Origin of the sequence: Streptomyces lomondensis (assembly GCF_014651035.1) — a bacterium.
GTDB classification, from domain to species: domain Bacteria; phylum Actinomycetota; class Actinomycetes; order Streptomycetales; family Streptomycetaceae; genus Streptomyces; species Streptomyces lomondensis.
The window spans coordinates 875,457-898,829 of sequence record NZ_BMWC01000002.1 but is presented as its reverse complement, the minus strand read 5'-3'; the positions used below and the strand labels follow the sequence as shown (position 1 = coordinate 898,829).

General features: G+C 71.9%; 19 protein-coding genes. 12 read left to right on the top strand and 7 right to left on the bottom strand.

Going from position 1 to position 23,373, the window contains the following annotated elements; translation table 11 throughout:
- Positions 1-141: 141 nt before the first annotated feature.
- Positions 142-1,203 carry an NAD-dependent epimerase/dehydratase family protein gene (locus tag IE255_RS11535; RefSeq protein WP_190050069.1) on the top strand — a complete coding sequence of 354 codons (1,062 nt, stop codon included), beginning with the start codon at positions 142-144 and terminating at the stop codon, positions 1,201-1,203.
- 14 nt (positions 1,204-1,217) lie between these two features.
- The gene (locus IE255_RS11530) at positions 1,218-2,273 is read left to right on the top strand and encodes a lysophospholipid acyltransferase family protein (protein WP_190050068.1); all 1,056 of its coding nucleotides are present in this window, start codon (positions 1,218-1,220) and stop codon (positions 2,271-2,273) included.
- Positions 2,274-2,351: 78 nt separating this feature from the next.
- Here the strand turns inward: IE255_RS11530 and IE255_RS11525 are convergent, their stop codons facing one another.
- The 3 genes from IE255_RS11525 to IE255_RS11515 all read right to left on the bottom strand — a co-directional run bounded on the left by IE255_RS11525 (position 2,352) and on the right by IE255_RS11515 (position 5,867).
- Entirely contained in the window at positions 2,352-3,593 is a 1,242-nt protein-coding gene (locus IE255_RS11525) for a DUF5667 domain-containing protein (RefSeq protein WP_190050067.1), read from the bottom strand.
- A 236-nt stretch (positions 3,594-3,829) separates the two neighbouring features.
- The gene (locus tag IE255_RS11520; RefSeq protein WP_031117141.1) at positions 3,830-4,600 is read right to left on the bottom strand and encodes an ECF subfamily RNA polymerase sigma factor, BldN family; all 771 of its coding nucleotides are present in this window, start codon (positions 4,598-4,600) and stop codon (positions 3,830-3,832) included.
- Between the two features lie 349 nt (positions 4,601-4,949).
- The gene (locus IE255_RS11515) at positions 4,950-5,867 is read right to left on the bottom strand and encodes an HAD family hydrolase (RefSeq protein WP_190050066.1); all 918 of its coding nucleotides are present in this window, start codon (positions 5,865-5,867) and stop codon (positions 4,950-4,952) included.
- A gap of 161 nt (positions 5,868-6,028) precedes the next feature.
- On the opposite strand from IE255_RS11515, the gene IE255_RS11510 reads away from it, so the two are divergent.
- From IE255_RS11510 to IE255_RS11490, 5 genes are all read left to right on the top strand, one after another.
- Positions 6,029-6,307, top strand: a complete 279-nt coding sequence (locus IE255_RS11510) for a glutaredoxin family protein (RefSeq protein ID WP_184986727.1) — start codon at positions 6,029-6,031, stop codon at positions 6,305-6,307.
- 313 nt (positions 6,308-6,620) lie between these two features.
- The gene (locus IE255_RS11505) at positions 6,621-7,385 is read left to right on the top strand and encodes a redox-sensing transcriptional repressor Rex (protein ID WP_190050065.1); all 765 of its coding nucleotides are present in this window, start codon (positions 6,621-6,623) and stop codon (positions 7,383-7,385) included.
- The gene (locus IE255_RS11500) at positions 7,382-9,151 is read left to right on the top strand and encodes a glutamyl-tRNA reductase (protein WP_190050064.1); all 1,770 of its coding nucleotides are present in this window, start codon (positions 7,382-7,384) and stop codon (positions 9,149-9,151) included. The genes IE255_RS11505 and IE255_RS11500 overlap by 4 nt, the downstream gene beginning before the upstream one ends.
- Positions 9,148-10,107, top strand: a complete 960-nt coding sequence (hemC, locus tag IE255_RS11495; protein WP_190050063.1) for a hydroxymethylbilane synthase — start codon at positions 9,148-9,150, stop codon at positions 10,105-10,107. Before IE255_RS11500 ends, hemC begins: the two co-directional genes overlap by 4 nt.
- Positions 10,104-11,810: a bifunctional uroporphyrinogen-III C-methyltransferase/uroporphyrinogen-III synthase gene (locus tag IE255_RS11490; RefSeq protein WP_190050062.1), complete on the top strand. Its 1,707-nt coding sequence runs from the start codon at positions 10,104-10,106 to the stop codon at positions 11,808-11,810. The genes hemC and IE255_RS11490 overlap by 4 nt, the downstream gene beginning before the upstream one ends.
- Before the next feature lie 25 nt (positions 11,811-11,835).
- On the opposite strand, the gene IE255_RS11485 is transcribed toward IE255_RS11490, so the two are convergent.
- A complete protein-coding gene (locus IE255_RS11485; RefSeq protein ID WP_190050061.1) occupies positions 11,836-13,224 on the bottom strand; it encodes an FAD-binding oxidoreductase in 1,389 nt (462 codons plus the stop codon).
- Between the two features lie 178 nt (positions 13,225-13,402).
- Between IE255_RS11485 and hemB the strand changes: the two genes are divergently transcribed.
- From hemB to IE255_RS11470, 3 genes are all read left to right on the top strand, one after another.
- Entirely contained in the window at positions 13,403-14,395 is a 993-nt protein-coding gene (hemB, locus tag IE255_RS11480) for a porphobilinogen synthase (RefSeq protein ID WP_190050060.1), read from the top strand.
- Between the two features lie 94 nt (positions 14,396-14,489).
- A complete protein-coding gene (locus IE255_RS11475; RefSeq protein ID WP_190050059.1) occupies positions 14,490-15,392 on the top strand; it encodes an SAM-dependent methyltransferase in 903 nt (300 codons plus the stop codon).
- A gap of 167 nt (positions 15,393-15,559) precedes the next feature.
- Positions 15,560-16,789 (top strand): aminotransferase-like domain-containing protein, encoded by a 1,230-nt coding sequence (locus IE255_RS11470; RefSeq protein WP_190050058.1) that lies wholly within the window; start codon positions 15,560-15,562, stop codon positions 16,787-16,789.
- A 48-nt stretch (positions 16,790-16,837) separates the two neighbouring features.
- Here the strand turns inward: IE255_RS11470 and IE255_RS11465 are convergent, their stop codons facing one another.
- Positions 16,838-17,623, bottom strand: a complete 786-nt coding sequence (locus IE255_RS11465; RefSeq protein WP_190050057.1) for a DUF4253 domain-containing protein — start codon at positions 17,621-17,623, stop codon at positions 16,838-16,840.
- A 133-nt stretch (positions 17,624-17,756) separates the two neighbouring features.
- On the opposite strand from IE255_RS11465, the gene IE255_RS11460 reads away from it, so the two are divergent.
- Positions 17,757-18,257, top strand: coding sequence for a DinB family protein (locus tag IE255_RS11460; protein ID WP_190050056.1), 501 nt, complete (start codon positions 17,757-17,759; stop codon positions 18,255-18,257).
- Between the two features lie 75 nt (positions 18,258-18,332).
- Here IE255_RS11460 and argS read toward each other — a convergent pair whose 3' ends face one another.
- Positions 18,333-20,096 carry an arginine--tRNA ligase gene (gene argS / locus IE255_RS11455; RefSeq protein WP_190050055.1) on the bottom strand — a complete coding sequence of 588 codons (1,764 nt, stop codon included), beginning with the start codon at positions 20,094-20,096 and terminating at the stop codon, positions 18,333-18,335.
- A gap of 150 nt (positions 20,097-20,246) precedes the next feature.
- Here argS and lysS point away from each other — a divergent pair, with 150 nt between their 5' ends.
- On the top strand, positions 20,247-21,992 hold the full coding sequence (lysS, locus tag IE255_RS11450) for a lysine--tRNA ligase (RefSeq protein ID WP_190050054.1): 1,746 nt from the start codon (positions 20,247-20,249) through the stop codon (positions 21,990-21,992).
- An 83-nt stretch (positions 21,993-22,075) separates the two neighbouring features.
- Here the strand turns inward: lysS and IE255_RS11445 are convergent, their stop codons facing one another.
- Entirely contained in the window at positions 22,076-23,350 is a 1,275-nt protein-coding gene (locus IE255_RS11445; protein ID WP_190050053.1) for a DUF2637 domain-containing protein, read from the bottom strand.
- Positions 23,351-23,373 lie beyond the last annotated feature (23 nt).

Below are 23,373 nucleotides of genomic sequence, written 5' to 3'. Positions count from 1 at the left end.
ACAGGTGTATCGGCTCGTACGTCCGGCTGCTTGTCGTCACTTCGCGCATCGGGCGGTCATCACAGCGCAACCCCGAACCGCTAAGTTGGCCACACGGGGGAACGCGGCGGGACAAGAGGTTCTGGAAGAAAGGCGCTGATCTTGGGCAAGGTCGTGCTCGTGACCGGAGTGGCCCGTCAGCTGGGGGGCCGGTTCGTGAGGCGGATCCAGCGTGATCCCGAGGTGGACCGGGTCGTCGCGGTGGACGCGGTGCCGCCCGAGCACCATCTGGGCGGGGCCGACTTCGTCCAGGCCGACATCCGGCAGCCCACGATCGCCCGCGTGCTCGCCGAGACGGGCGCCGACACGATCGTCCACCTGGACGTGACGGGCACGCCGCTGGGCAGCGGCAACCGGGCCTCCCAGAAGGAGACCAACGTCATCGGCACCATGCAGCTGCTCGGTGCCTGCCAGAAGTCCCCGGCCGTGCAGCGGCTGGTCGTGAAGTCCAGCACGAACGTCTACGGCTCCGCGCCCCGCGACCCGGCCGTCTTCACCGAGACGACCCCGCCGAAGTCCCTGCCCAGCGGCGGCTTCGCCAAGGACACCGTCGAGGTCGAGGGCTATGTGCGCGGCTTCGCCCGGCGCCGGCCCGACGTGGCGGTGTGCGTGCTGCGGTTCGCCAACATCCTCGGCCCCACCGCGGACACCCCGCTCGCCTCGTACTTCTCGCTGCCGGTCCTGCCGACCGTATTCGGCTACGACCCGCGGCTTCAGTTCGTCCACGAGGACGACGTGATCGAGGTGCTGCGCATCGCCTCGCACGAACCCCGGCGGGGCACCCTCAACAGCGGCACCTTCAACATCGCCGGCGACGGCGTACTGCTGCTCTCCCAGTGCTCCCGGCGCCTCGGGCGCCCCACCGTGCCCCTGCTGCTCCCGGCCGTCACCTGGGCCGGCTCGCTGGTGCGTACGCTGGGCATGACGGATTTCTCGCCCGAGCAGATCAGGCTGCTCACCCACGGCCGGGTCGTGGCCACGGGCCAGATGCGCGAGACGCTGGGATTCCAGCCCAAGTACACGACCGCGGAGACGTTCGCGGACTTCGCCCGCAGCCAGGGCCCCGGACTTCTTCCGCCCGAGGCCCTCGCGGGGGCCGTCGACCGGATCGCCGCGCTGCCCCTCGCGGGCGGCGGCCAGAGCCCGACGCAGAGCGCCGACTGAGGAGCGCATCAACGATGGCGGATGCCAAGGTCATTCCGTTCGACGACGACCGGTCCCGCGGGAGCGCCGTGCAGCGCCCCCAGCGGCGGCGGAGCGCGGGGAACCGGCGCCCGGGCACGGAGTCCGCGCCGGTCCGTGAGGTGCAGCCCCTGCCCACCAGGGCCGTTCCGCAGGATGATGTTCCCGTGACTTCTGAGGAACAGCCGCCGGAGCGGTCCCGGGACGGCGACGGCGGGCTGGAGCGGCGGATCGCGGGCGGCCTCGCCTTCCTGCGCCGCCGCCTCACCGGGGACTACGAGGTCGACGACTTCGGCTACGACGAGGAGCTGACCGACCAGGTCCTGATGTCCCTGCTGCGCCCGCTGTACGAGAAGTACTTCCGGGTCGAGGTGAAGGGCATCGAGAACATCCCGTCCGAGGGCGGCGCCCTGATCGTCGCCAACCACTCCGGGACGCTGCCGATGGACGGCCTGATGATGCAGGTCGCCGTGCACGACAACCACCCGGCGGGCCGGCATCTGCGCCTCCTCGCCGCGGACCTGGTGTTCATGCTGCCGGTGGTCAACGAACTGGCCCGCAAGCTCGGCCACACCCTGGCGTGCGCGGAGGACGCGGCTCGGCTGCTGGAGCAGGGCGAGCTGGTCGGGGTGATGCCGGAGGGCTTCAAGGGCCTCGGCAAGCCCTTCGCGGACCGCTACAAGCTCCAGCGCTTCGGCCGCGGCGGTTTCGTCTCGACGGCCCTGCGCTCCGGGACGCCGATCGTGCCCTGCTCGATCGTCGGGGCCGAGGAGATCTACCCGATGATCGGCAACGCCAAGACGGTCGCCCGGCTGCTGGGCTTCCCGTACTTCCCGATCACGCCCACGTTCCCATGGCTCGGGCCGCTCGGGGCGGTGCCGCTGCCGACCAAGTGGACGATCCAGTTCGGCGAGCCGATCCCGACGGACGGCTATCCGCCGGAGGCGGCCGAGGACCCGATGCTGATGTTCAACCTGACCGACCAGGTCCGGGAGCAGATCCAGCACACCCTGTACAAGCTGCTGGTGCAGCGGCGGTCGGTCTTCTTCTGATCCCTGCGACTTCGTGTCCTGACGACGATGGGGGCGCCCCTTGCCGAAGGGGCGCCCCCACTGTCGTACCGCCGCCGGCTAGTCGGCGTCCTCGCCGTCGATGCCCAGCCCGGGCAGCAGGTCCGGCAGGAGTGGCGGGAGTGTCACATCCGGCTCGGGGGCGGGTGTGGTGCCGTCCGCCGACGGGGAGGTGCTCGCGTCGCTGTCCTGCGGCGGGTCGAGCAGGCCGCCGGTGTTGCCGCCGAGCAGGCCGTCGCTGTCGGAGCCGGCCGAGCGGCTGGGACTGCCGCTTCCGGTGCCGCCCTTGTCGGTGCGGCCGCCGCCGCTGTCGCTGGGCTGGGCCGAGCGGTCGGTGGCGGAGGAGCCGGTGGAGGCCGACTCGGAGGCGCCCTGCCGCCGGCCGTCGCCGCCGCCCTGGGCCGGGGGCTCGGGCAGCAGGGACCGCAGCGGGGCGACGTCCTCCTCTATGGCGTCGAACACCGACGACACCTGCTCGCTGACGTCCCCGAGCTGGACGGGGAGCCGCTCGCGCAGTTCGCCCCAGGCCTCGCGGTGGGAGCGGGAGAACGCGGACAGGGCCTGGATGGGGCCGAGCGAGTCCGGGTCGCGCTCGTACGCCTCGCTGAGCAGCCGGTGGCCCTCGGACGCGTCGTGCCGCATGCCCGAAAGGGCTCGGCGGATCTCGCCCAGGGACTCGTGGTCCAGGGGGCCGCTGCGGCCGCGCTCCATCAGGCGCCGGGCTTCGCTGAGCCGTGTGGAGGCGTGGTCGAGGTAGACCAGGCCGCGCTCGTCCGCGCTGTCGGCCAGCCCGAGTTTGACGTCCTCGATGCCGCGCTTGAGGCCGTAGAGCGAGTCGCCGGGCAGGGCGTCGGAGCTGGCGGCGGCGACGCCGCCGAAGGCGCTCGCGGCCACACCCACGCTGAGCCCGCCCGCGGTGAGGCCCTTGGCCAGGCGGGAACGCGGCCGGAACTTCCTCAGCGAGCCCGCGCGGTGGGCGCCGCGGGCCCGGCTGGAGCGCTGCTCGGGGACCGCACGGTCCGTCGCCCCGCCTCCCGCGGTGCCCTCCTGGAGCATGGCCTCGAACGCGGCCACCAGCTGGGCCCGCTGGACGACCTTGACCTCCGGGTCGAGCTCCGGCTTGGGCAGCGCGCCGAGACCGGAGGCGAGCGCCAGCAGGCGTGCCCCTTCGGCCGGTTCCACGGCTGCCGGGGCCGGTGGCGATCCTTCGGACTGCTCGGCCGCCGTGCCCTGCTCGGACTGCTCCTCCAAGGCCTGGGCGAAGGCGTTCGCCCGCCGGTGCGCCGATACGTTCGCGATCACTGGCGGCACCTCCTCTCGTCATGACGGTCGACTCCCCAGGGGGTCCTGAGGGTTGCACGCCCTGACTACAACCACACGATCGAGTGATCGGAGTCGGCCAGGGGGTGACCACAGGGAGCCTGCATCCCGCACAACGAGCGGCTTGGCACTTGGGTTACGGACGGAGAACGATCGGATGGGGAAGTCAACGGACTTTCACGGAAAGTGAGTTGACCGTCGCCGAGGGTGCCGTCCGGTCAGCGGGCGTCTTCCGGGAGGAGCCGGGCGAGGGTGCGGACGGCCCGGTACTGGAGGGTCTTGATGGCGCCCTCGTTCTTGCCCATGACACGGGCGGTCTCGGCGACCGAGAGGCCCTGGAGGAAGCGGAGCGTCACGCACTCCTGCTGCTGGGGGTTGAGTCGCCGCACCGCGTCGAGCAGGGCGGCGTTGGAGAGGGACTCCAGGACGGAGTCCTCGGGGGAGCGCTCGACCTCGTTGGCGTCGAGCATCTCGCCGGTGGTGACCTCCAGCCGGAAGCGGCTGGACTTGAAGTGGTCCGCGACCAGGTTGCGGGCGATGGTGACGAGCCAGGCGCCGAAGTCACGGCCCTGCCAGGTGAAGGTGCCGATGCGGCGCAGGGCACGCAGAAAGGTCTCGCTCGTGAGGTCCTCGGCGGTCGCCTTCCCTCCCACTCGGTAGTAGATGTAGCGGTACACGGTGTCGCTGTACTGGTCGTAGAGGCGCCCGAAGGCGTCGGCCTCGCCGGCCTGGGCACGCTCCACGAGGTCCATCATCCGGGCGCTGTCGCTGTCCGCCGCCGGACGGCGGGCGGTGGCCGCCCCGGACGGGCGGCCTCGTCTGCCGACCGCGGCGCTGCCGTCGGCCAGTGCGTAGCACGGGCCGACGGGCGCGGCGGTGGCGAATGCGGGGACGGCGTACGCGGTGGGGACGAAGCCGCGCAACAGGTCCAGGACCGTTGCGCGCAGCGTAGCCAGGCCCGAGGCGTCAACCCCGACGTGTGGGTACACGGGACTCCCAGAGGCAGAGCTTCCATCACGTGCAGTGCGGGACCTTTCACCCGTCGTAGCGACGGAGGGGTACCGGTTTGCGTCTGAGGAGAATAACGCTTCGTGCAGGTGCTGCTACACCGAGTTGCTCAAATCATCGATTGCGTCGCTTCCGTAACCGATTGACACCGCATCAAGTGCCGATGGATGAACGGTTGTTGATCGGAAAGGTTCGTATTGCGGCTGAGTCCAGGGCGTGTTGTGGCCGTGTGCAGCCAAGAGGACTGGATACGAGGTTGTGGGGGTACGCCAGTTGGATTTACGGGGTTTGTCATCCCGTAAACGAAGGTGTCCCGCTTTGATCGTGTGGTCAGCGGCGCCGACGGTGCAGGGCGATGGCGGCAGCCGTGCCGCCGGCCACCGCGCCGACGCCCGCGGCGGCCGGGATGCCGACCTTGGCGGCCTTGCGGCCGGTGCGGTAGTCGCGCAGGCGCCAGTCCAGTTCGCGGGCGTGCTTGCGCAGCTTGGAGTCCGGGTTGATGGCGTAGGGGTGGCCCACCAGGGAGAGCATCGGGATGTCGTTGTGCGAGTCGCTGTAGGCGGCGCAGCGGCCGAGGTCCAGGCCCTCCGCCGCGGCCAGGGCGCGGACGGCCTCGGCCTTCGCGGGGCCGTGCAGCGGCTCGCCGACCAGCTTGCCGGTGTAGACGCCGTCGACCGACTCGGCGACCGTGCCGAGGGCGCCGGTCAGGCCCAGGCGGCGGGCGATGACCTGGGCGATCTCGACCGGGGCGGCCGTGACCAGCCACACCTTCTGGCCCGCGTCCAGGTGGGCCTGGGCGAGGGCGCGGGTGCCGGGCCAGATGCGCTCGGCCATGTACTCGTCGTAGATCTCCTCGCCGATCGACTGGAGCTCGGCGACACGGTGGCCCTTGACGATGGAGAGGGCCGACTCGCGGGCCTCCTGCATGTGCTCGGGGTCCTCGACCCCGGCCAGCCGGAACCAGGCCTGCTGCCAGGCGAACCGGGCGAGGTCGCGGGTCTCGAAGAACTTCCGTTTGTACAGGCCGCGCCCGAAGTGGAAGATCGCGGCACCCTGCATGACGGTGTTGTCCAGGTCGAAGAAGGCGGCGGCCCGGTCGTCGCCGTGGACCGGGAACTGCGGTTCCTCGGTCGCGCCGGCAGCCTCCTGTGAGGACTTGCGTGCTGCCTCCGCCGAGGCCTCGCCTGCCAAAACGCTCCGCGCCGTGGCGGAGCGCCTACGGGGAGTGAGCCATCCTAGAGCGGCCATGGCGTGAGCATAGCCAGTTTGCTCGGGGGTTCCGGAGTCGCGAGGTTTGAAGCCTGTGAACTCTCGGCAAGCGTGTCGTTAAAGATGCCGCTCGGGACGGACCCGGTCGGCGTGTCCCCTGGCCGTTCGCGGGGGTTCCCCTCGCCGCGTGGCGCGCGACAATGGCCGACATGAGCCCTCTCTTCCGTCGCAGGCCCCCTCGGGACCGGCTCGTCACCCTGATCCGCAAGCCGGGCTGTCATCTCTGTGATGACGCGCAGGTCGTTGTGGAGAAGGTGTGCGGTGATCTGGGAGTCCCCTGGGAGCAGAAGGACATCACCGAGGATCGGGAACTGCACGACCAGTACTGGGAGCAGATCCCGGTCGTGCTGGTGGACGGCAGGCAGCACACGTTCTGGCGCGTGAACGAGGGCCGCCTGCGCAAGGCGCTGACCGACTGACCCCGCCGGTGGGACGACTGACCGAGCAGTCCAAAGCGGCCCCCAAAGTCGCTTAGGATCGACGGCGACTTGGTCTCGGGGGCGGGATTCACTGAGGAAGTGTGTTGTTTTGCCCCCAGAAGGCAAGGAACGGCGGCGCGTATGCGCCGGTTCCCCAGGCGTGCGCCGGGGGCGCGTGAGCCCGGTCACGTTGGGCGGGCAAAACGGACACCATCTTTGTGCACGCGTTCACAAAGACATAGCCTGCTTTCGACGGGGCGGTCATGTAGGGACGTATGACCGCCTACAGCCCCGCTCTACCCGCAGGAGCACCGTGGCAACTGGCCGAACTCACCGACCGGCGACCCGCAGCCGAGGGATTCCCGAGGCCACCGTCGCCCGGCTTCCGCTGTACCTCCGCGCGCTGACCGCACTGTCGGAGCGCTCGGTCCCCACGGTCTCCTCCGAGGAGCTCGCGGCCGCGGCGGGGGTCAACTCCGCCAAGCTGCGCAAGGACTTCTCGTACCTCGGGTCGTACGGCACGAGGGGTGTCGGCTACGACGTCGAGTATCTCGTCTACCAGATCTCCCGCGAACTGGGGCTCACCCAGGACTGGCCGGTCGTGATCGTCGGTATCGGAAACCTCGGCGCCGCCCTCGCCAACTACGGCGGGTTCGCCTCCCGCGGCTTCCGCGTCGCCGCGCTGATCGACGCCGACCCGGCCATGGCGGGCAAGCCCGTCGCCGGCATTCCCGTGCAGCACTCCGACGACCTGGAGAAGATCATCCAGGACAACGGCGTGTCGATCGGTGTCATCGCCACTCCCGCCGGTGCCGCCCAGCAGGTCTGCGACCGGCTCGTGGCCGCCGGTGTCACCTCCATCCTGAACTTCGCGCCGACCGTGCTGTCCGTCCCGGACGGCGTCGACGTGCGCAAGGTCGACCTCTCCATCGAGCTGCAGATCCTCGCCTTCCACGAGCAGCGCAAGGCTGGCGAGGAGGCCGCGAGCGGCGACGGCGCCCTGCCCACGGCCGCCGCCCGCAGCGAGTCCGCCGACCAGGGGCCTGACGGGGACATGCCCGCCGTGATGCCGGCATGAGCCTCCTCGTCGTCGGACTCAGCCACCGCAGCGCCCCGGTCAGCGTCCTGGAGCGGGCCTCGCTGAACGCGGACGCGCAGGTCAAGCTGCTCCAGGACACGGTCGCCGCCGAGCCGGCCGCCGAGGCCGCGCTGCTCGCCACCTGCAACCGCATCGAGCTCTACGCCGACGTGGACAAGTTCCACGCCGGTGTCGCCGAGCTGTCCACGCTGCTCGCCCAGCACAGCGGGGTCGGCCTGGAGGAGCTCACTCCATATCTCTACGTGCACTACGAGGACCGGGCCGTCCACCACCTCTTCTCGGTGGCCTGCGGGCTGGACTCGATGGTCGTCGGCGAGGGGCAGATCCTCGGCCAGATCAAGGACTCCCTGGCCCGGGCGCAGGAGCTGCACTCCGCGGGCCGGCTGCTGAACGACCTGTTCCAGCAGGCCCTGCGGGTCGGCAAGCGCGCCCACTCCGAGACCGGCATCGACCGCGCCGGCCAGTCCCTGGTCACCTTCGGCCTGGAGCAGCTGGCCCGCGGCGGCGACGTCCAGGAATGGGCCCGGGGCAAGAAGGCCCTGGTCATCGGTGCCGGGTCGATGTCCTCCCTGGCCGCGGCCACGCTCGCGCGGGCCGGTGTCGCCGAGGTCGTCGTCGCCAACCGCACCTTCGACCGTGCCGAGCGGCTCGCCCAGATCCTCAGCGAGGGCGACGACACGGACGTGCTGGCCCGCGCGGTACCGATGGAGTCGGTGCCGGCCGAGCTGACACGTGCCGACGTCGCCGTCTCCTGCACCGGCGCGACCGGCCTGGTCCTGACCGCCGAGTCCGTCGCGGCCGCGGTCGAGGGCCGTACGCCCGCGCCGTCCGCAGGGATCGGTAGCGACGGACCGGCGGCGCCGGGCGGCGGCTCCGGCCGTACGGCCGGGCCGGACACGCGGCAGGGCGGTCCGTCGGCCACCAGCCTCGGCAGCGAGGACGGCTGCCCGCTGGACCTCTCCGCGGTGCAGGGCACCGCCGGATTCTCCGTACTGGGCGAGGCGGCCGTGGCCGGGATGGCCGCGGCGGACCTGGAGCAGCACGCGGCGTGGGTCGACAACGGCACGGCGGGCGGCGCCCAGCGCGGCGCGGGCCCCCGGCCGGGAGCTGCCGGCCCCCTCGACCCGGCCGCGGACACCGACGCCATCGCCGCGCTCGCCGCGACCGTCGCCACCGTCGGGCGGATCCCCGAGCGGCGTCGGCCCGAGCCGGTCGAGGAGCCGCGGCGGCCCGAGCCCGTGCTCTTCCTGCTCGACCTGGCGATGCCGCGCGACATAGACGCGGCCGTGCACCGGCTGGCCGGGGTGCGGCTGGTGGACATCGAATCTCTGGCGGAGGCATCCGCGGGCGCTCCGATGGCTGCCGATGTGGACCAGGTCCGGCGTATCGTCTCCGACGAGGTCGCGGCCTTCGGGGCAGCCCAGCGGGCCGCGCACATCACACCGACCGTGGTCGCCCTGCGCACCATGGCCGCCGACGTCGTGGCCAGCGAGATCGCCCGGCTGGACGGGCGACTGCCCGGCCTCGACGACAAGCACCGCGCGGAGATCACCCAGACCGTGCGGCGTGTGGTCGACAAGCTGCTGCACGCGCCGACCGTGCGGGTCAAGCAGCTCGCGGCCGAACCCGGCGGCGCCGGGTACGCGGACGCGCTGCGGACCCTGTTCGACCTCGACCCCGAGACGGTGGCCGCCGTCTCCCGGGCCGAGGACAGCACCACCCAGAGAGACCGAGGCCCGGCATGACTGACAAGGCGCTGAGGCTCGGCACCCGGCGGAGCAGGCTCGCCATGGCCCAGTCCGGGCAGGTGGCCGAGGCCGTGAGCCGGGTGACCGGGCGGCCCGTGGAGCTCGTCGAGATCACCACGTACGGCGACGTCTCGCGCGAGGCGCTCGCGCAGATCGGCGGCACGGGCGTGTTCGTGACCGCCCTGCGCGACGCGCTGCTCAAGGGCGAGGTCGACTTCGCGGTGCACTCGCTGAAGGACCTGCCGACCACACAGCCCGACGAACTGGTCGTGGCCGCCGTGCCCGTGCGGGAGGACCCGCGGGACGTGATCGTCGCCCGGGACGCGCTGAAGTTCACCGACCTGCCCTCCGGGGCGCGCATCGGCACCGGTTCGCCGCGCCGCATGGCCCAGCTCAACGCGTACGCGCGCAGCCACGGCCTGGACATAGCGACGGTCCCGATCCGCGGCAACGTAGACACCCGGATCGGATACGTGCGGGGCGGTGAGCTCGACGCCGTCGTGCTGGCCGCCGCCGGACTGAACCGGATCGGCCGGGGTGACGAGGTGACCGACTTCCTGTCGGTCGACACGGTTTTGCCCGCCCCCGGCCAGGGGGCCCTGGCGGTCGAGTGCACCGCGGGCAACGCGGACCTCGTCGCCGCGCTCGCCGAACTCGACGACCCGTTCACGCGGGTCGCCGTGACGGCCGAGCGGTCACTGCTCGCCGCCCTGGAGGCCGGTTGCAGCGCTCCCGTGGGCGCGCTGGCCGACCTTTTGGCCGACGGGCAGGTTGTCAAGGAAATGCGCCTGCGCGGCGTCGTCGGCACCACCGACGGCACGCGCATGGTGCAGTTGTCCACCACCGGTCCCGTGCCCGAGACGCATGACGGGGCAACGGCGCTCGGTCGCGCACTCGCGGCCGAGATGCTCGCCCAGGGCGCGGCCGGTCTGATGGGGGAGCGAGCACATTGAGCCCCACCACCCTTTCCGCCGGTCCTGAACACGGGCACGTCACCTTCCTGGGTGCCGGACCCGGAGATCCGGGACTGCTTACTCTGCGCGCCGTCGAGGCGCTGGCGAACGCGGACGTCCTCGTCGCCGAGCACGAGGTGCTCGACGTCGTACGTCAGCACGCCAGGCAGGGCGTCTCCGAGGTGCACACGGACGCGGATCCTTCCCAGGAGCCGACTCCGGGCACAGGGACGCCCCAGCTGACGGTAGTTGACGGTACGTCAACCACCGTGGCCGTCCCCGCGGTGCGGGATGCCGCACATCTTGTCATGGAGGCCGCGCGGGGCGGCAGGCGGGTCGTGCGTGCGGTGTCCGGTGACCCGGGCCTCGACACGTACGCCGCCGAGGAGATGCTGGCGTGCGCCGCCGCCGGGGTGCCCTTCGAGGTCGTCCCCGGCATCGCGAGCGCGGTCGGCGTGCCCGCGTACGCCGGTGTGCCGCTGCGGGACGCGCAGGGCGCGGACGTGCGGTTCGTGGACGCGCGGACGGCGTCGGACCGGTGCTGGACGGAGGTCGGGGCCTCGGACGGCACGGTCGTCGTGTCCACGACGCTGGACTCCGTCGCGGCGGCGGCCGGCGAGCTCGTCTCCGCGGGCCGCAAGCCGGACACCCCGATGACGGTCACCGTCGCCGGTACGACCACCCGGCAGCGCACCTGGACCGCCACCCTCGGCACGATCGCGCAGACGCTGAAGCAGGCCAAGGTGCTGCCCTCGCCTGAGGGCGGCCGGCCGGTGATAGCCGTGGTCGGTGAGCGTTCCGCCGCCGCCCAGCGCGACCAGCTCGCGTGGTTCGAGTCCAAGCCGCTGTTCGGCTGGAAGGTGCTCGTGCCGCGCACGAAGGAGCAGGCGGTGTCGCTCTCCGACCAGCTGCGGTCGTACGGGGCCGTGCCGCACGAGGTGCCGACCATCGCCGTCGAGCCGCCGCGTACGCCCCAGCAGATGGAGCGCGCGGTCAAGGGCCTGGTCACGGGCCGCTACGAGTGGATCGCCTTCACCTCGGTGAACGCGGTCAAGGCCGTGCGGGAGAAGTTCGAGGAGTACGGGCTCGACGCGCGTGCCTTCGCGGGCATCAAGGTCGCGGCCGTCGGCGAGCAGACCGCCAAGGCGCTGATCGCCTTCGGCGTGAAGCCGGACCTGGTGCCGAGCGGGGAGCAGTCGGCCGCCGGGCTGCTGGAGGACTGGCCGCCGTACGACCCGGTGTTCGACCCGATCGACAGAGTCTTCCTGCCGCGTGCCGACATCGCCACGGAGACGCTGGTCGCCGGGCTGATCGAGCTGGGCTGGGAGGTCGACGACGTCACGGCCTACCGGACCGTGCGGGCCTCGCCGCCGCCGGCGGAGACCCGCGAGGCGATCAAGGGCGGCGGCTTCGACGCCGTGCTGTTCACGTCGTCCTCGACGGTGCGGAACCTTGTGGGCATCGCCGGCAAGCCGCACAACGTCACCGTCATCGCCTGTATCGGCCCGGCCACGGCCAAGACCGCCGAGGAACACGGGCTGCGGGTGGACGTCATGGCGCCCGAGCCGTCCGTGCTCAAGCTGGCGGAGGCCCTGGCCGACTTCGGCGCGAAGCGGCGGGCCGCGGCCCTGGAGGCCGGGGATCCGGTGACGCGGCCGAGTGAGAGGCGGCCGGGGGCGCGGCGGCGGCGTTCGACGACCTGAGCGTCGGCGAAGGTGTGGGCTGCGGCTACGCGGGCGTCACCGCGTGGCCGTAGCGCAGGAGGTTGGTCGGGTCGTAGGTGGCCTTGTCGTGGCGTAGGCGTTCGTAGACCTCCGTGGTCCAGGCGCGGGCGCGGTCCTGTTCGTCGCCCGGGGTGCCGTGGATGTTGACCATGGTGCGGCCGGTGCCGTAGGGGGCCATGGCCGTGTAGAGCTGCTGTGTCGCCTGTTCGATGGCTTCGGCGGCGGGTGGTGCGGCCAGGACGCCGACCGAGTCCAGGAAGTACAGCGCGTCGCGGGAGCAGACGGCGTCCTCGACGGGGGACGGGCGGGACATCGCGCCGCCCATGTGGCGCAGCTCGACCATCAGCAGGGGGAAGTCGGCGCCGGCCGTGGGGCCGGCCTGCTCCAGGAACGTGCGGATTGCGTCGGGGGGCAGGTCGCGCAGCAGGAGGCAGGACTCCCTGGCGGGGAGCGGGTCCTGGGGGTCCATGTGGATGCGGTCCAGCGCCGCGTGCTCCATGACCTCGACCGTGTCGACGGCCACGGGGGCCGCCGCGCGGATCGGGGCGATCAGTGCCTCGCCCTCGGCCGGATCCCCGGGCCAGGCGATCGCGACACGGGCCCAGAAGCCGCCGCGCAGGGGTTCGGGGATCTGCGGGATGGGCGGCAGGCGCAGGATCGTGAACGCGCTGCACATCTCGTCCGGGACGGTGCGGGTCCAGTCCACCCAGGCCCGGAGCAGGGCCTCCGTGTGCTCGCCGGCGCAGTACACGCCGCCGCCGTAGAGGTGGGGCAGGGGGAGCAGCTCGGTGACGAGCGAGGTGACGATGCCTACGTTGCCCTTGCCGCCGCGCAGTGCCCAGAACAGTTCCGGCTCGTGCTGGGGGTCCGTCTCGCGCAGGTGGCCGTCCGGGGTGACGACCTGGAAGGAGCGGACGAGGTCGGCGGCGTAGCCGTAGGCGCGGCCGAGGACGGGGAGTCCGCCGCCGAGGGTGTAGCCGATGACGCCCGCGTCCGTGGAGGTGCCGCACAGGCCCGCGAGGCCGTGGGGGGCGGCCGCGGCCATGACGTGGCTCCACTTCGCGCCCGCGGCGATGGTGGCGGTGCGGGTGGTGGGGTCGACCCGTACGTCCGTCATGCGGGCGGTGTTGAGCAGCAGGCCCTGCTCGATGGGGAAGTTCGCGCCGTGGCCGGTGGCCTGGACGGCGACGGGGGTGCCGGTGGCTCTGGCCCAGCGCATGGCGGTGACGATGTCGTCGGCGCCGGTGGCTCCTATGACGACGTCGGGGGTGTGGAGGGCGGCGAGGTTGAAGCCGGTGACCTCGTCGGCGTAGGCGGGGTCGCCGGGGCGTAGGACCGGGCCGTGGATTTCTGACAGGGCGAAGAGGTCGGGGGTGTGGTGGGGGGCGGTCATCGCGTCCTCCGTGGGGGCGGGTACGGAGGGACGGCGGCGGCGGGGTCTTTTCGGCCGTCGGGGTCCATGTCCTTGTCGTTGTTGTCTTCAGGATGGACCTGGGGGGTGGTGGGCGCAGCTGGGGCAGCCGACATCGCGTCGGCATCGGCGTGCAGGGGGCGGGCGTAGCGTAGAGGGCATGACGACGTACGGATCTTTTCCCGGTGCGCGGCCGCGGCGTTTGCGGAGTAATCCCGTCATGCGTCGGATGGTCGCCGAGACCAGGCTGCACCCCGCCGACCTCATCCTTCCGGCCTTCGTGCGCGAGGGCGTCAGCGAGCCGGTGCCGATCGCGGCGATGCCCGGGGTCGTGCAGCACACGCGGGACAGCCTGAAGAAGGCGGCCGCGGAGGCGGTGGCGGCCGGGGTCTCCGGGATCATGCTGTTCGGTGTGCCGGAGGAGTCCAAGAAGGACGCGCTCGGGACGCCGGGGACCGATCCGGACGGGATTCTCCAGGTCGCCATCCGGGACGTGCGGGCCGAGGTCGGGGACGATCTGCTCGTCATGTCCGATCTGTGCCTGGACGAGACGACCGATCACGGGCACTGCGGCGTGCTCGACGCGCAGGGGCGGGTCGACAACGACGCGACCCTGGAGCGGTACGCCGAGATGGCCCAGGTGCAGGCCGACGCCGGCGCCCATGTGGTCGGGCCCAGCGGGATGATGGACGGGCAGGTCGGGGTCGTCCGCGACGCCCTCGATCAGATCGGGCGGGAGGACGTCGCCATCCTCGCCTACACCGTCAAGTACGCCTCCGCGTTCTACGGGCCCTTCCGGGAGGCCGTCGCCTCGTCCCTGCAGGGGGACCGGAAGACCTACCAGCAGGATCCCGCGAACGCGCGCGAGTCCCTGCGCGAGCTGGCCCTCGACCTGGAGGAGGGCGCCGACATGGTGATGGTCAAGCCGGCCGGGCCCTACCTGGACATCCTCGCCCGGGTCGCGGACGCCGTGGACGTGCCGGTCGTCGCCTACCAGATCTCCGGCGAGTACTCGATGATCGAGGCCGCCGCCGAGAAGGGCTGGATCGACCGGGACCGGGCGATCATGGAGGCCCTGACCGGGATCCGGCGGGCCGGCGCGCGGAACATCCTCACCTACTGGGCCACCGAAGTGGCCCAGAAGCTGCGCTAGTCGGGGGAGGGCACCTTCAAGTTCCCTGGGGCGTTAGGTTGTTGACCGTCGGAGTGGTTGCTGATTGAACCACCTACTCTTCAGGGAGACGCCCATGTCCGGTGACGCCCTCAGCCAGGACCTCGCCGAGCTGCGGAGGAGGATCGACAGCAGCAAGGCGCACCCGGCGCGGGTCTACGACGTCTTCCTCGGCGGCAAGGACCACTATCCGGCGGACCGGGACGCCGCTGCCGCCGCGCTCGCCGCGAACCCGCGCGGGTACCTCGACGTGCGGCACAACCGCGACTTCCTGCGCCGCGCGGTGACCACGCTGGTGGAGCAGGACGGCATCCGGCAGTTCCTCGACATCGGTACGGGACTGCCGACCGCCGAGAACGTGCACCAGATCGCGCAGCGGACCGCGCCCGACACGCGGGTCGTCTACGTCGACAACGACCCGGTCGTGCTCGCGCACGCCCGCGCCCTGCTCACCAGCGGGCCCGAGGGGCGCACGGACTACATCGACGCCGATCTGCGGGACCCGGCCGGCATCCTCGAACAGGCCGCCAAGACCCTGGACTTCGACCGGCCGGTCGCGCTGTGCCTGGTGGCGATCCTGCACTTCGTCGAGGACGGGGAGGCGTACCCGCTGGTGCGCGAGCTGCTCGACGCGCTGCCCGCCGGCAGCCGGCTGGTGCTCAGCCACCTCACCGAGGACCTGAACCCCGAGAACATCCGCGCGGTCCAGCGGACGTACACCGAGCGGGGGTTCACCTTCGTGCTGCGGTCCCGGGCGGAGGTCGAGCGGTTCTTCACGGAGAACCGGCTGGAGATCGCCGACCCGGGGATCGTCCCCGCGCACCGCTGGCGGCCCGACCACGCGGCCCCCGTCCCCGAGCAGCCCGATGAGTCCTTCCTCGCCGGCCTCGACGACATCGAGAAGGTCCGCTACCGCGACATCAACGACGTGACGGACGCGGACATCAACGTGTACGCCGCGATCGGGGCCAAGGGCTGAACGAGGGGTTGGGCGAGGGCTGAGCGAGGGCTGAGCGAGGGGCGCCTGTGGGCGTCCGCCCGGCCGTTCCCCCCGGGGCTGTCCGGATCCCGGAATATTCTTGTAGGCGGCACGTATTTCCCTAGGCTGCGGCGCACGAGCCGTCCCGCAGCCGAAGGAGCCGTGCCATGACCGTCACCGAGCCCACGCCCACGCCCACCCGCTCTCCCGCGCCGCGGCTCGCCGCGCGGGCGCGCTCGGTCGGCGGCTCTCCCGTGCGGGACATCCTCGCCGTCACCGCCCGCCCCGAGGTGATCAACTTCGCGGGCGGGCTGCCAGCGCCGGAGCTGTTCGACGCCGAGGCCATCGCGGCCGCGTACCGGGCGGTGCTCACCGAGGTGCCCGCGCGGGCGTTGCAGTACTCCACGACCGAGGGCGAGCCCGGGCTGCGAGCCGCGCTGGCCGCCCGCACCACCGAGCGCGGCCTGCCGACCGGCCCCGACGACCTGCTCGTCACCACCGGCTCCCAGCAGGCCCTCTCCCTCCTGGCCACCGCGCTGCTCGAACCCGGGGACACCGTCCTCGTCGAGAACCCCTGCTATCTGGCCGCACTTCAGGCCTTCGGCTTCGCCGGAGCGCGCGTCGTGGCGGTGCCCGGCGACGAGCACGGCCTCGACCCCGAGGCGCTGGCGGACCTGGTGGTGCGCGAGCGGCCCAAGCTGCTCTACACCGTGCCGACCTTCCAGAACCCCACCGGCCGGACGCTGCCCGCCGGCCGGCGCGCCGCGGTGGCCTCCGTCGCCGCCCGGCACGGGCTGTGGATCGTCGAGGACGACCCCTACGGGGAGCTTCGCTACGACGGCGACCGCGTGCCGTGGATCGCCTCCCACCCCGGCGCCGAGGACCGTACGGCGCTGCTCGGCAGCTTCTCCAAGGTGATGGCGCCCGGACTGCGGCTGGGCTGGCTGCGCGCGCCCGGGGAGCTGCGGCGCGCCTGTGCCGTCGCCAAGCAGGCCGCCGACCTGCACACCCCGACCGTCAACCAGCTCGCCGCGGCCCGGTACCTGGCCGACAGCGACCTGGACGCCCACATCACGCGCGTCGCCCGCGTCTACCGCGAACGCCGCGACGCCATGCTCGCGGGGCTGGCCGGGGCGCTGCCCGAGGGGTCGGTCTGGACCCGCCCCGAGGGCGGCATGTTCCTCTGGGCGAGCCTGCCGGAGCCGTACGACACGACGGCCCTGTTGCCGCAGGTGGTGCGGCACGACGTGGCGTACGTCCCCGGCGTCCCCTTCTACGCCGGCACGCCCGACCGCACGACCCTGCGGCTGTGCTTCGTGACGCAGGCGCCGCAGGAGATCGGGGAGGGGCTGCGCAGGCTCGGGGAGGGTCTGCGGGGCGCGGCTCCCCGGGCCTAGGGGGGCGCCGGCTCCTGGGAGGAGGAGTTCGGCATCACCCCGGTCCGTCTAGTCCCACCAGAAGTGCCAGGTCGGCCGGTCGAGGATCTGGTGCGCGGCGTAGGCCTCGATGGTCGGGTCGCTGCCCTGGCCTATGGTGGCCGGGCAGAACGCGAAGTGCTCGGCGGCGAGGGCCTCCGCGTCGGTCACGGTGGTGGGCGGGGCGGCGACCGACACCAGCAGGTGATCGAAGCCGAGCGCGACGACCCGGATGCCGAAGCGGTCCTCCCAGGAGCGCAGCACCGCGCTGAGCCGGGCCGTGTCGCCCTCGTGGTTCGCCGGGCCCGTCCAGCCGATCGCCGTGGGGATGTCGGCGCTGCGGCGGGCCGGGACGAGGGCGAGGTGCGGGGCCTTGAGCGGGCCGCCGTCGGAGAGCAGGGAGTCCGCGATGCCCGCCGCCACCGCGTCCGGGTCCCGGTCCTGCGGGAGGTCGCCGGCCGGTCCGGGCCAGGCGTCGCCCTCCGCGGCGTACTCCTCCCAGTACTCCGCCAGGACCTCCTCGGCGTCGTGGTCCCCGGGGTACGACACCGCGCCGGGCGCCAACTCCCAGCGGTCCGGGCCCCCATGGCCGTCCCCCACGTCGAGGACGACCGGCAGCAGTCCCGTACGGCGGGCCGGCTCCAGCGCCGTCCAGCCGCCCGGCACGGCCCGCTCGTCCGCGCACCACAGCAACGGCTCGTGCCAGGGGCCCTCGTCGGTCGTGTCCACGAGCGCCCCGGCGGGGAGGTGCAGTCCGAGCGCGCGTCCGCTCGGGTCCGCCGCCAGCGTCGGCAGGGGGTTCGGAAGTGTCGCCATGGTGGTGACTGTAGAGCCGGCCACTGACAAACGGTCCGGCCGGGCGATGGGACGGGCGGGGACACCCATCCGACAGGGGACACCGATCCGACAGGGGACACGTCCTGACCTAATTGCCTCCTACGCTCCTTCCATGACCACTTCCTCGGAGAAGACGGACCTGCTGGAGGCGTTCGCGGAGCAGCGGGAGTTGCTGCTGATCACCGTGCGCGGACTGACCGACGCGCAGGCCGCCCGGCGTACGACCGTGAGCGAACTGACCCTCGGCGGGATCGTGAAGCACCTCGCGCAGGGAGAGGAGGTGTGGACGCAGCTCATGGTCAAGGGCGACGGTGAACTGCCCGACGGCATGCTCGACATGGGGCAGTACCGCATGGCCGAGGGCGACACCCTCCCCGCCCTCCTGGAGCGCTACGCGGCGGCCGCCCGGGCGACCGGGGAAGCCGTGGCCGGGCTGCCGGACCTGGACCACAGCGTGCCCCTGCCGAAGACGCCCTGGTCGCCGCCCGAGCCCGGGTCCTGGTCCGTGCGCCGGATCCTGCTGCACCTGATCAGGGAGACCGCCCAGCACGCCGGGCACGCGGACATCATCCGGGAGGCCCTGGACGGCGCGAACAGCACGGCCCAGCGCTGACCGGCCTCCCGCGACGACACCGAGGGCGGCACCCCACAGGGGGTGCCGCCCTCGGCCTGTCACGACAGGGCGGTATCAGAGCCGCTCGGGCGTCCGGATGCCCAGCAAAGCCATGCCCTGGTGGAGCGTGCGGGCCGTGACGTCGCAGAGGAACAGGCGGTTCTCGATCTGCTCGGGCGACTCGGCCTTCAGCACCGGGCACTTGTCGTAGAACGCCGTGAAGAGCGACGCCAACTGGTACAGGTACGCCGTCAGCTTGTGCGGGGCGTACTCCGCCGCCGCCTCCGCGACCGTCGCCGCGAACGCGTCCACGTGCAGGCCGAGCGCCCGCTCCGCCGCGTGCAGGTCCAGCTCCGGACGGGCCGCGGGGCGCGACTCGCCGGCCTTGCGCAGGATCGACTGGATACGGGCGTAGGCGTACTGGAGGTAGACGGACGTGTCGCCGTTCAGCGAGACCATCTGGTCCAGGTCGAACTTGTAGTCCCGGCTCGCCGACGTCGACAGGTCCGCGTACTTCACCGCGCCGATGCCCACCTGGGTGCCCCGCTCGGCGATCTCCTCCTCGGAGAGGTCCTGGGCCTTCTCCCGGACCACCGCCGACGCGCGGTCGATCGCCTCGTCGAGGAGGTCGACCAGGCGGACCGTCTCGCCCTCACGGGTCTTGAACGGCTTGCCGTCCTTGCCGAGGACCGTGCCGAAGGCGAGCTGCACCGCCTCGACGTCGCCGTTCAGCCAGCCGGCGCGCCGGGCCGTCTCGAAGACCATCTTGAAGTGCAGCGACTGGCGGGCGTCCACCACGTACAGCAGCGTGTTCGCCTTGATGGTGAAGACGCGGTCGCGGATCGCCGAGAGGTCGGTCGCCGCGTAGCCGTAGCCGCCGTCCGACTTCTGCACGATCAGCGGGACCGGCTTGCCGTCCGGGCCCTTGATGTCGTCGAAGAAGACACAGAGCGCCCCCTCGGAGCGGACCGCGACGCCCGACTCCTCCAGCAGGCGGCACGTCTCGGCGAGCATGTCGTTGTAACCCGACTCGCCGACGATGTCCTCGTCGCGGATCTCCATGTCCAGCTTGTCGAAGACGGAGAAGAAGTAGATCTTCGACTCGTCGACGAACTTCTGCCACATGGCGAGCGTCTGCGGGTCGCCCGCCTGGAGGTCGACCACCCGGCGCCGGGCGCGCGTCTTGAACTCCTCGTCGGAGTCGAAGACCTTGCGGGCGGCCTTGTAGAGGCGGTCGAGGTTCGACATCGCCTCCTCGCCGCTCACCTCGGACGACTTGTGGTCCAGCTCGTGCGGGTGCTCCTCCAAGTACTGGATGAGCATGCCGAACTGGGTGCCCCAGTCGCCGATGTGGTGACGCCGGACCACCGACTCGCCCGTGAACTCCAGCAGCCGCACCACCGAGTCGCCGATCACCGCGGAGCGCAGGTGGCCGACGTGCATCTCCTTCGCCACGTTCGGCTGGGCGTAGTCGATGACCGTGGTGCCCGGGTTCTTTGCGGAGGGCACGCCGAGGCGGCCCGTGTCGTCCGCGTAGCGCGCGGCGAGGTTCTCGGTGATCGCCCGGTCGGTGACCGTGACGTTCAGGAAGCCGGGACCGGAGACCTCGACGTCCTTGATCACCTCGCCCGCCTCGACCCCGGCGACGACCTGCGTCGCCAGCTCCCGCGGGTTGGCCTTCTCCTTCTTCGCGAGGGCCAGGATCCCGTTGGCCTGGAAGTCGGCCCGGTCGCTTCGTCGCAGCAGCGGGTCCGCGGAGCCGGCCTGCGGCAGGGCTGCCGACAGGGCCGCCGCGAGGCGCTGGTGGACGGAGTCGCTGAGGGACGTGACCGAGGCCATAGGTAAGGGTGCCGTTCTCCTCGAGGGAATCGATAGACACGGCCAGTATCCCATGGGGGGTAAAGCCGTTTTCCCGGGCGCGAGGGGGTCTGGGACAATAGGGCGGTCAGCCGTGCGACCGTACCGGCTGCCCGATGCAGAAAGAAGGACGTGCCGATCGTGGCTCAGAGCACCGAGACCACCGACTGGGTCTCCCGTTTCGCGGATGAGGTCATCGAGGAGTCGGAGCGCCGGGCCCCGGGCAAACCCGTCGTCGTCGCGTCCGGGCTGTCCCCGTCCGGCCCCATCCACCTCGGCAACCTCCGCGAGGTCATGACCCCGCACCTGGTCGCCGACGAGATCCGCCGCCGCGGCTACCGGGTGCGACACCTGATCTCCTGGGACGACTACGACCGCTACCGCAAGGTCCCGGCCGGTGTCCCGGGCGTCGACGAGTCCTGGGCCGAGCACATCGGCAAGCCGCTGACGTCCGTCCCGGCGCCGAAGGGCTCCTCGCACCCGAACTGGGCCGAGCACTTCAAGGCCGCGATGATCGAGTCGCTGGCCGAGCTGGGCGTGGAGTTCGACGGGATCAGCCAGACCGAGCAGTACACCTCCGGCGTGTACCGCGAGCAGATCCTGCACGCCATGAAGCACCGCGGCGACATCGACGCCATCCTCGACCAGTACCGGACCAAGAAGGCCCCCGCCAAGAAGCAGCAGGGCCAGAAGCCGGTCGACGAGGCCGAGCTGGAGGCCGCCGAGGGCTCCGGCGCGGCCGCCGAGGACGACGGCAGCTCCGGCTCCGCCGGCTACTTCCCGTACAAGCCGTACTGCGGCAACTGCGAGAAGGACCTCACCACCGTCACGTCCTACGAGGACGACTCCACCGAGCTGACGTACGCCTGCACCGCGTGCGGCTTCTCCGAGACGGTCCGGCTGAACGAGTTCAACCGCGGCAAGCTGGTCTGGAAGGTCGACTGGCCGATGCGGTGGGCCTACGAGGGGGTCGTGTTCGAGCCGAGCGGTGTCGACCACTCCTCCCCGGGCTCCTCGTTCCAGGTCGGCGGGGAGATCGTCGGGATCTTCGGCGGCAAGCAGCCCATCGGGCCGATGTACGCCTTCGTCGGCATCTCCGGCATGGCGAAGATGTCGTCCTCGAAGGGCGGTGTACCCACCCCGGGCGACGCCCTGAAGATCATGGAACCGCAGCTGTTGCGCTGGCTCTACGCCCGCCGCCGGCCCAACCAGTCCTTCAAGGTCGCCTTCGACCAGGAGATCCAGCGGCTCTACGACGAGTGGGACCGGCTGGACGCCAAGGTCGCCGACGGCAGCGCCCTGCCGGCCGACGCCGCCGCGCACTCCCGTGCCGTGCGCACGGCCGCCGGTGAGCTGCCGCGCACGCCCCGGCCGCTGCCGTACCGGACGCTGGCGTCCGTCGCCGACATCACCGCCGGGCACGAGGACCAGGCGCTGCGCATCCTCAGCGAGCTGGACCCGTCGCGGCCGCTGGGCTCCCTGGAGGAGGCCCGGCCCCGGTACGACAAGGCCGAGGCCTGGATCAACACGCACGTGCCCGCCGACCAGCGGACCATCGTGCGGGACGAGCCCGACGCCGAGCTGCTGAAGTCGCTCGACGAGCAGGGGCTCCAGTCGCTGCGGCTGCTGCTCGACGGCCTGGCCGACCACTGGTCGCTGGACGGGCTGACCCACCTCGTCTACGGCGTGCCCAAGGTGCAGGCCGGGTTCTCCGCCGACGCGACGCCGAAGGAACTGCCGCCGGAGATCAAGACCGCCCAGCGGTCCTTCTTCGCCCTGCTGTACCACCTGCTGGTCGGGCGGGACACGGGGCCGCGGCTGCCCACGCTGCTGCTGGCGGTGGGGCAGGAGCGGGTCCGGCACCTGCTCGGCGAGTAGCGGCGGTTTCGTCGTAAGAGGTCGAAAGAGAAGGGGCCCTCACCCGAGGGCCCCTTTTCTTATGCGTTCACGCTCTTATGCGTTCACGCGATGTGGTCCTCTTCCAGCTCCGCCGTGTGGCGCTTCTGGAAGCGTTCCACGAGGGACTTCAGCTCGCCCGGGCTCAGCGTCGTGCCGTACGTGGCCTGGATGTTGTCGCCGAGGGCGCGGGGCGTGGGGTAGCTGCCGTCTATCGACTGGCGGAACACCTGGTAGTACGCCTCCTCGTCCGGCTCGGGAGCCGGCGGGGCGCCGCCGCCGTCGCCCAGTTCCCGGGTGCGGTTGGGGCCCACCGGGATGGGGAAGCTGCCGGTGTCCTCCGGGGAGGGGGCCGGGTCGTACTCGGGCTGGTGCCGCTCGGCGTCCTGTTCCCCGGCGATCCACTGGGCGTACTGGTCGGGGTCGTAGGCCGGGTCGTAGCCGCCCTGGTACTCGACCTCCCGGGGGGCGTTGAACCAAGGGCTCTGGTCCGGCTCGGGTTCCGGTTCCGGGTACCCGGCTTCGTGGTTGCTCTCGAGCTGAGGGCGCTGCTCGCCGGGAGGTGCCGCCCTCTGCGGGTCGGGAGCCGCCCCGGCGGCACGAACCGCGTCCAGGTCGGCCTGGGGCGGAGGCGGGGGTATCAGCGCCGGCTCTATGCCCGCCGCCGCCAGCCCCGCCGGGGCCGTCTCCGCCAGCGGAACGCCGTACCTCGCCAGCCGCAGCGGCATCAGCGACTCCACCGGGGCCTTCCTGCGCCACGAGCGGCCGAAGCGGGAACGCAGGCGGGCCTGGTAGACGAGACGTTCCTGCTCCAGCTTGATGACCTGGTCGTAGGAGCGGAGCTCCCACAGCTTCATGCGGCGCCAGAGGAGGAACGTCGGGACGGGGGAGAGGAGCCAGCGGGTGAGGCGGACGCCCTCCATGTGCTTGTCGGCCGTGATGTCGGCGATCCGGCCGATCGCGTGGCGGGCCGCCTCGACCGCGACCACGAACAGGATCGGGATGACCGCGTGCATGCCCACGCCCAGCGGATCCGGCCAGGCCGCCGCGCCGTTGAACGCGATCGTCGCCGCCGTCAGCAGCCACGCCGTCTGGCGGAGCAGCGGGAACGGGATCCTGATCCAGGTGAGGAGCAGGTCCAGGGCCAGCAGGACGCAGATGCCCGCGTCGATGCCGATCGGGAAGACGTAGGAGAAGTTCCCGAAGCCCTTCTGGAGGGCCAACTCGCGGACGGCCGCGTACGAACCGGCGAAGCCGATGCCGGCGATGATCACGGCGCCGGCCACGACCACGCCGATGAGAACGCGGTGCGTCCGAGTCAGTTGCAGTGGCGCGGCCACCCGTACTCCCCTCCCCTTGCGTG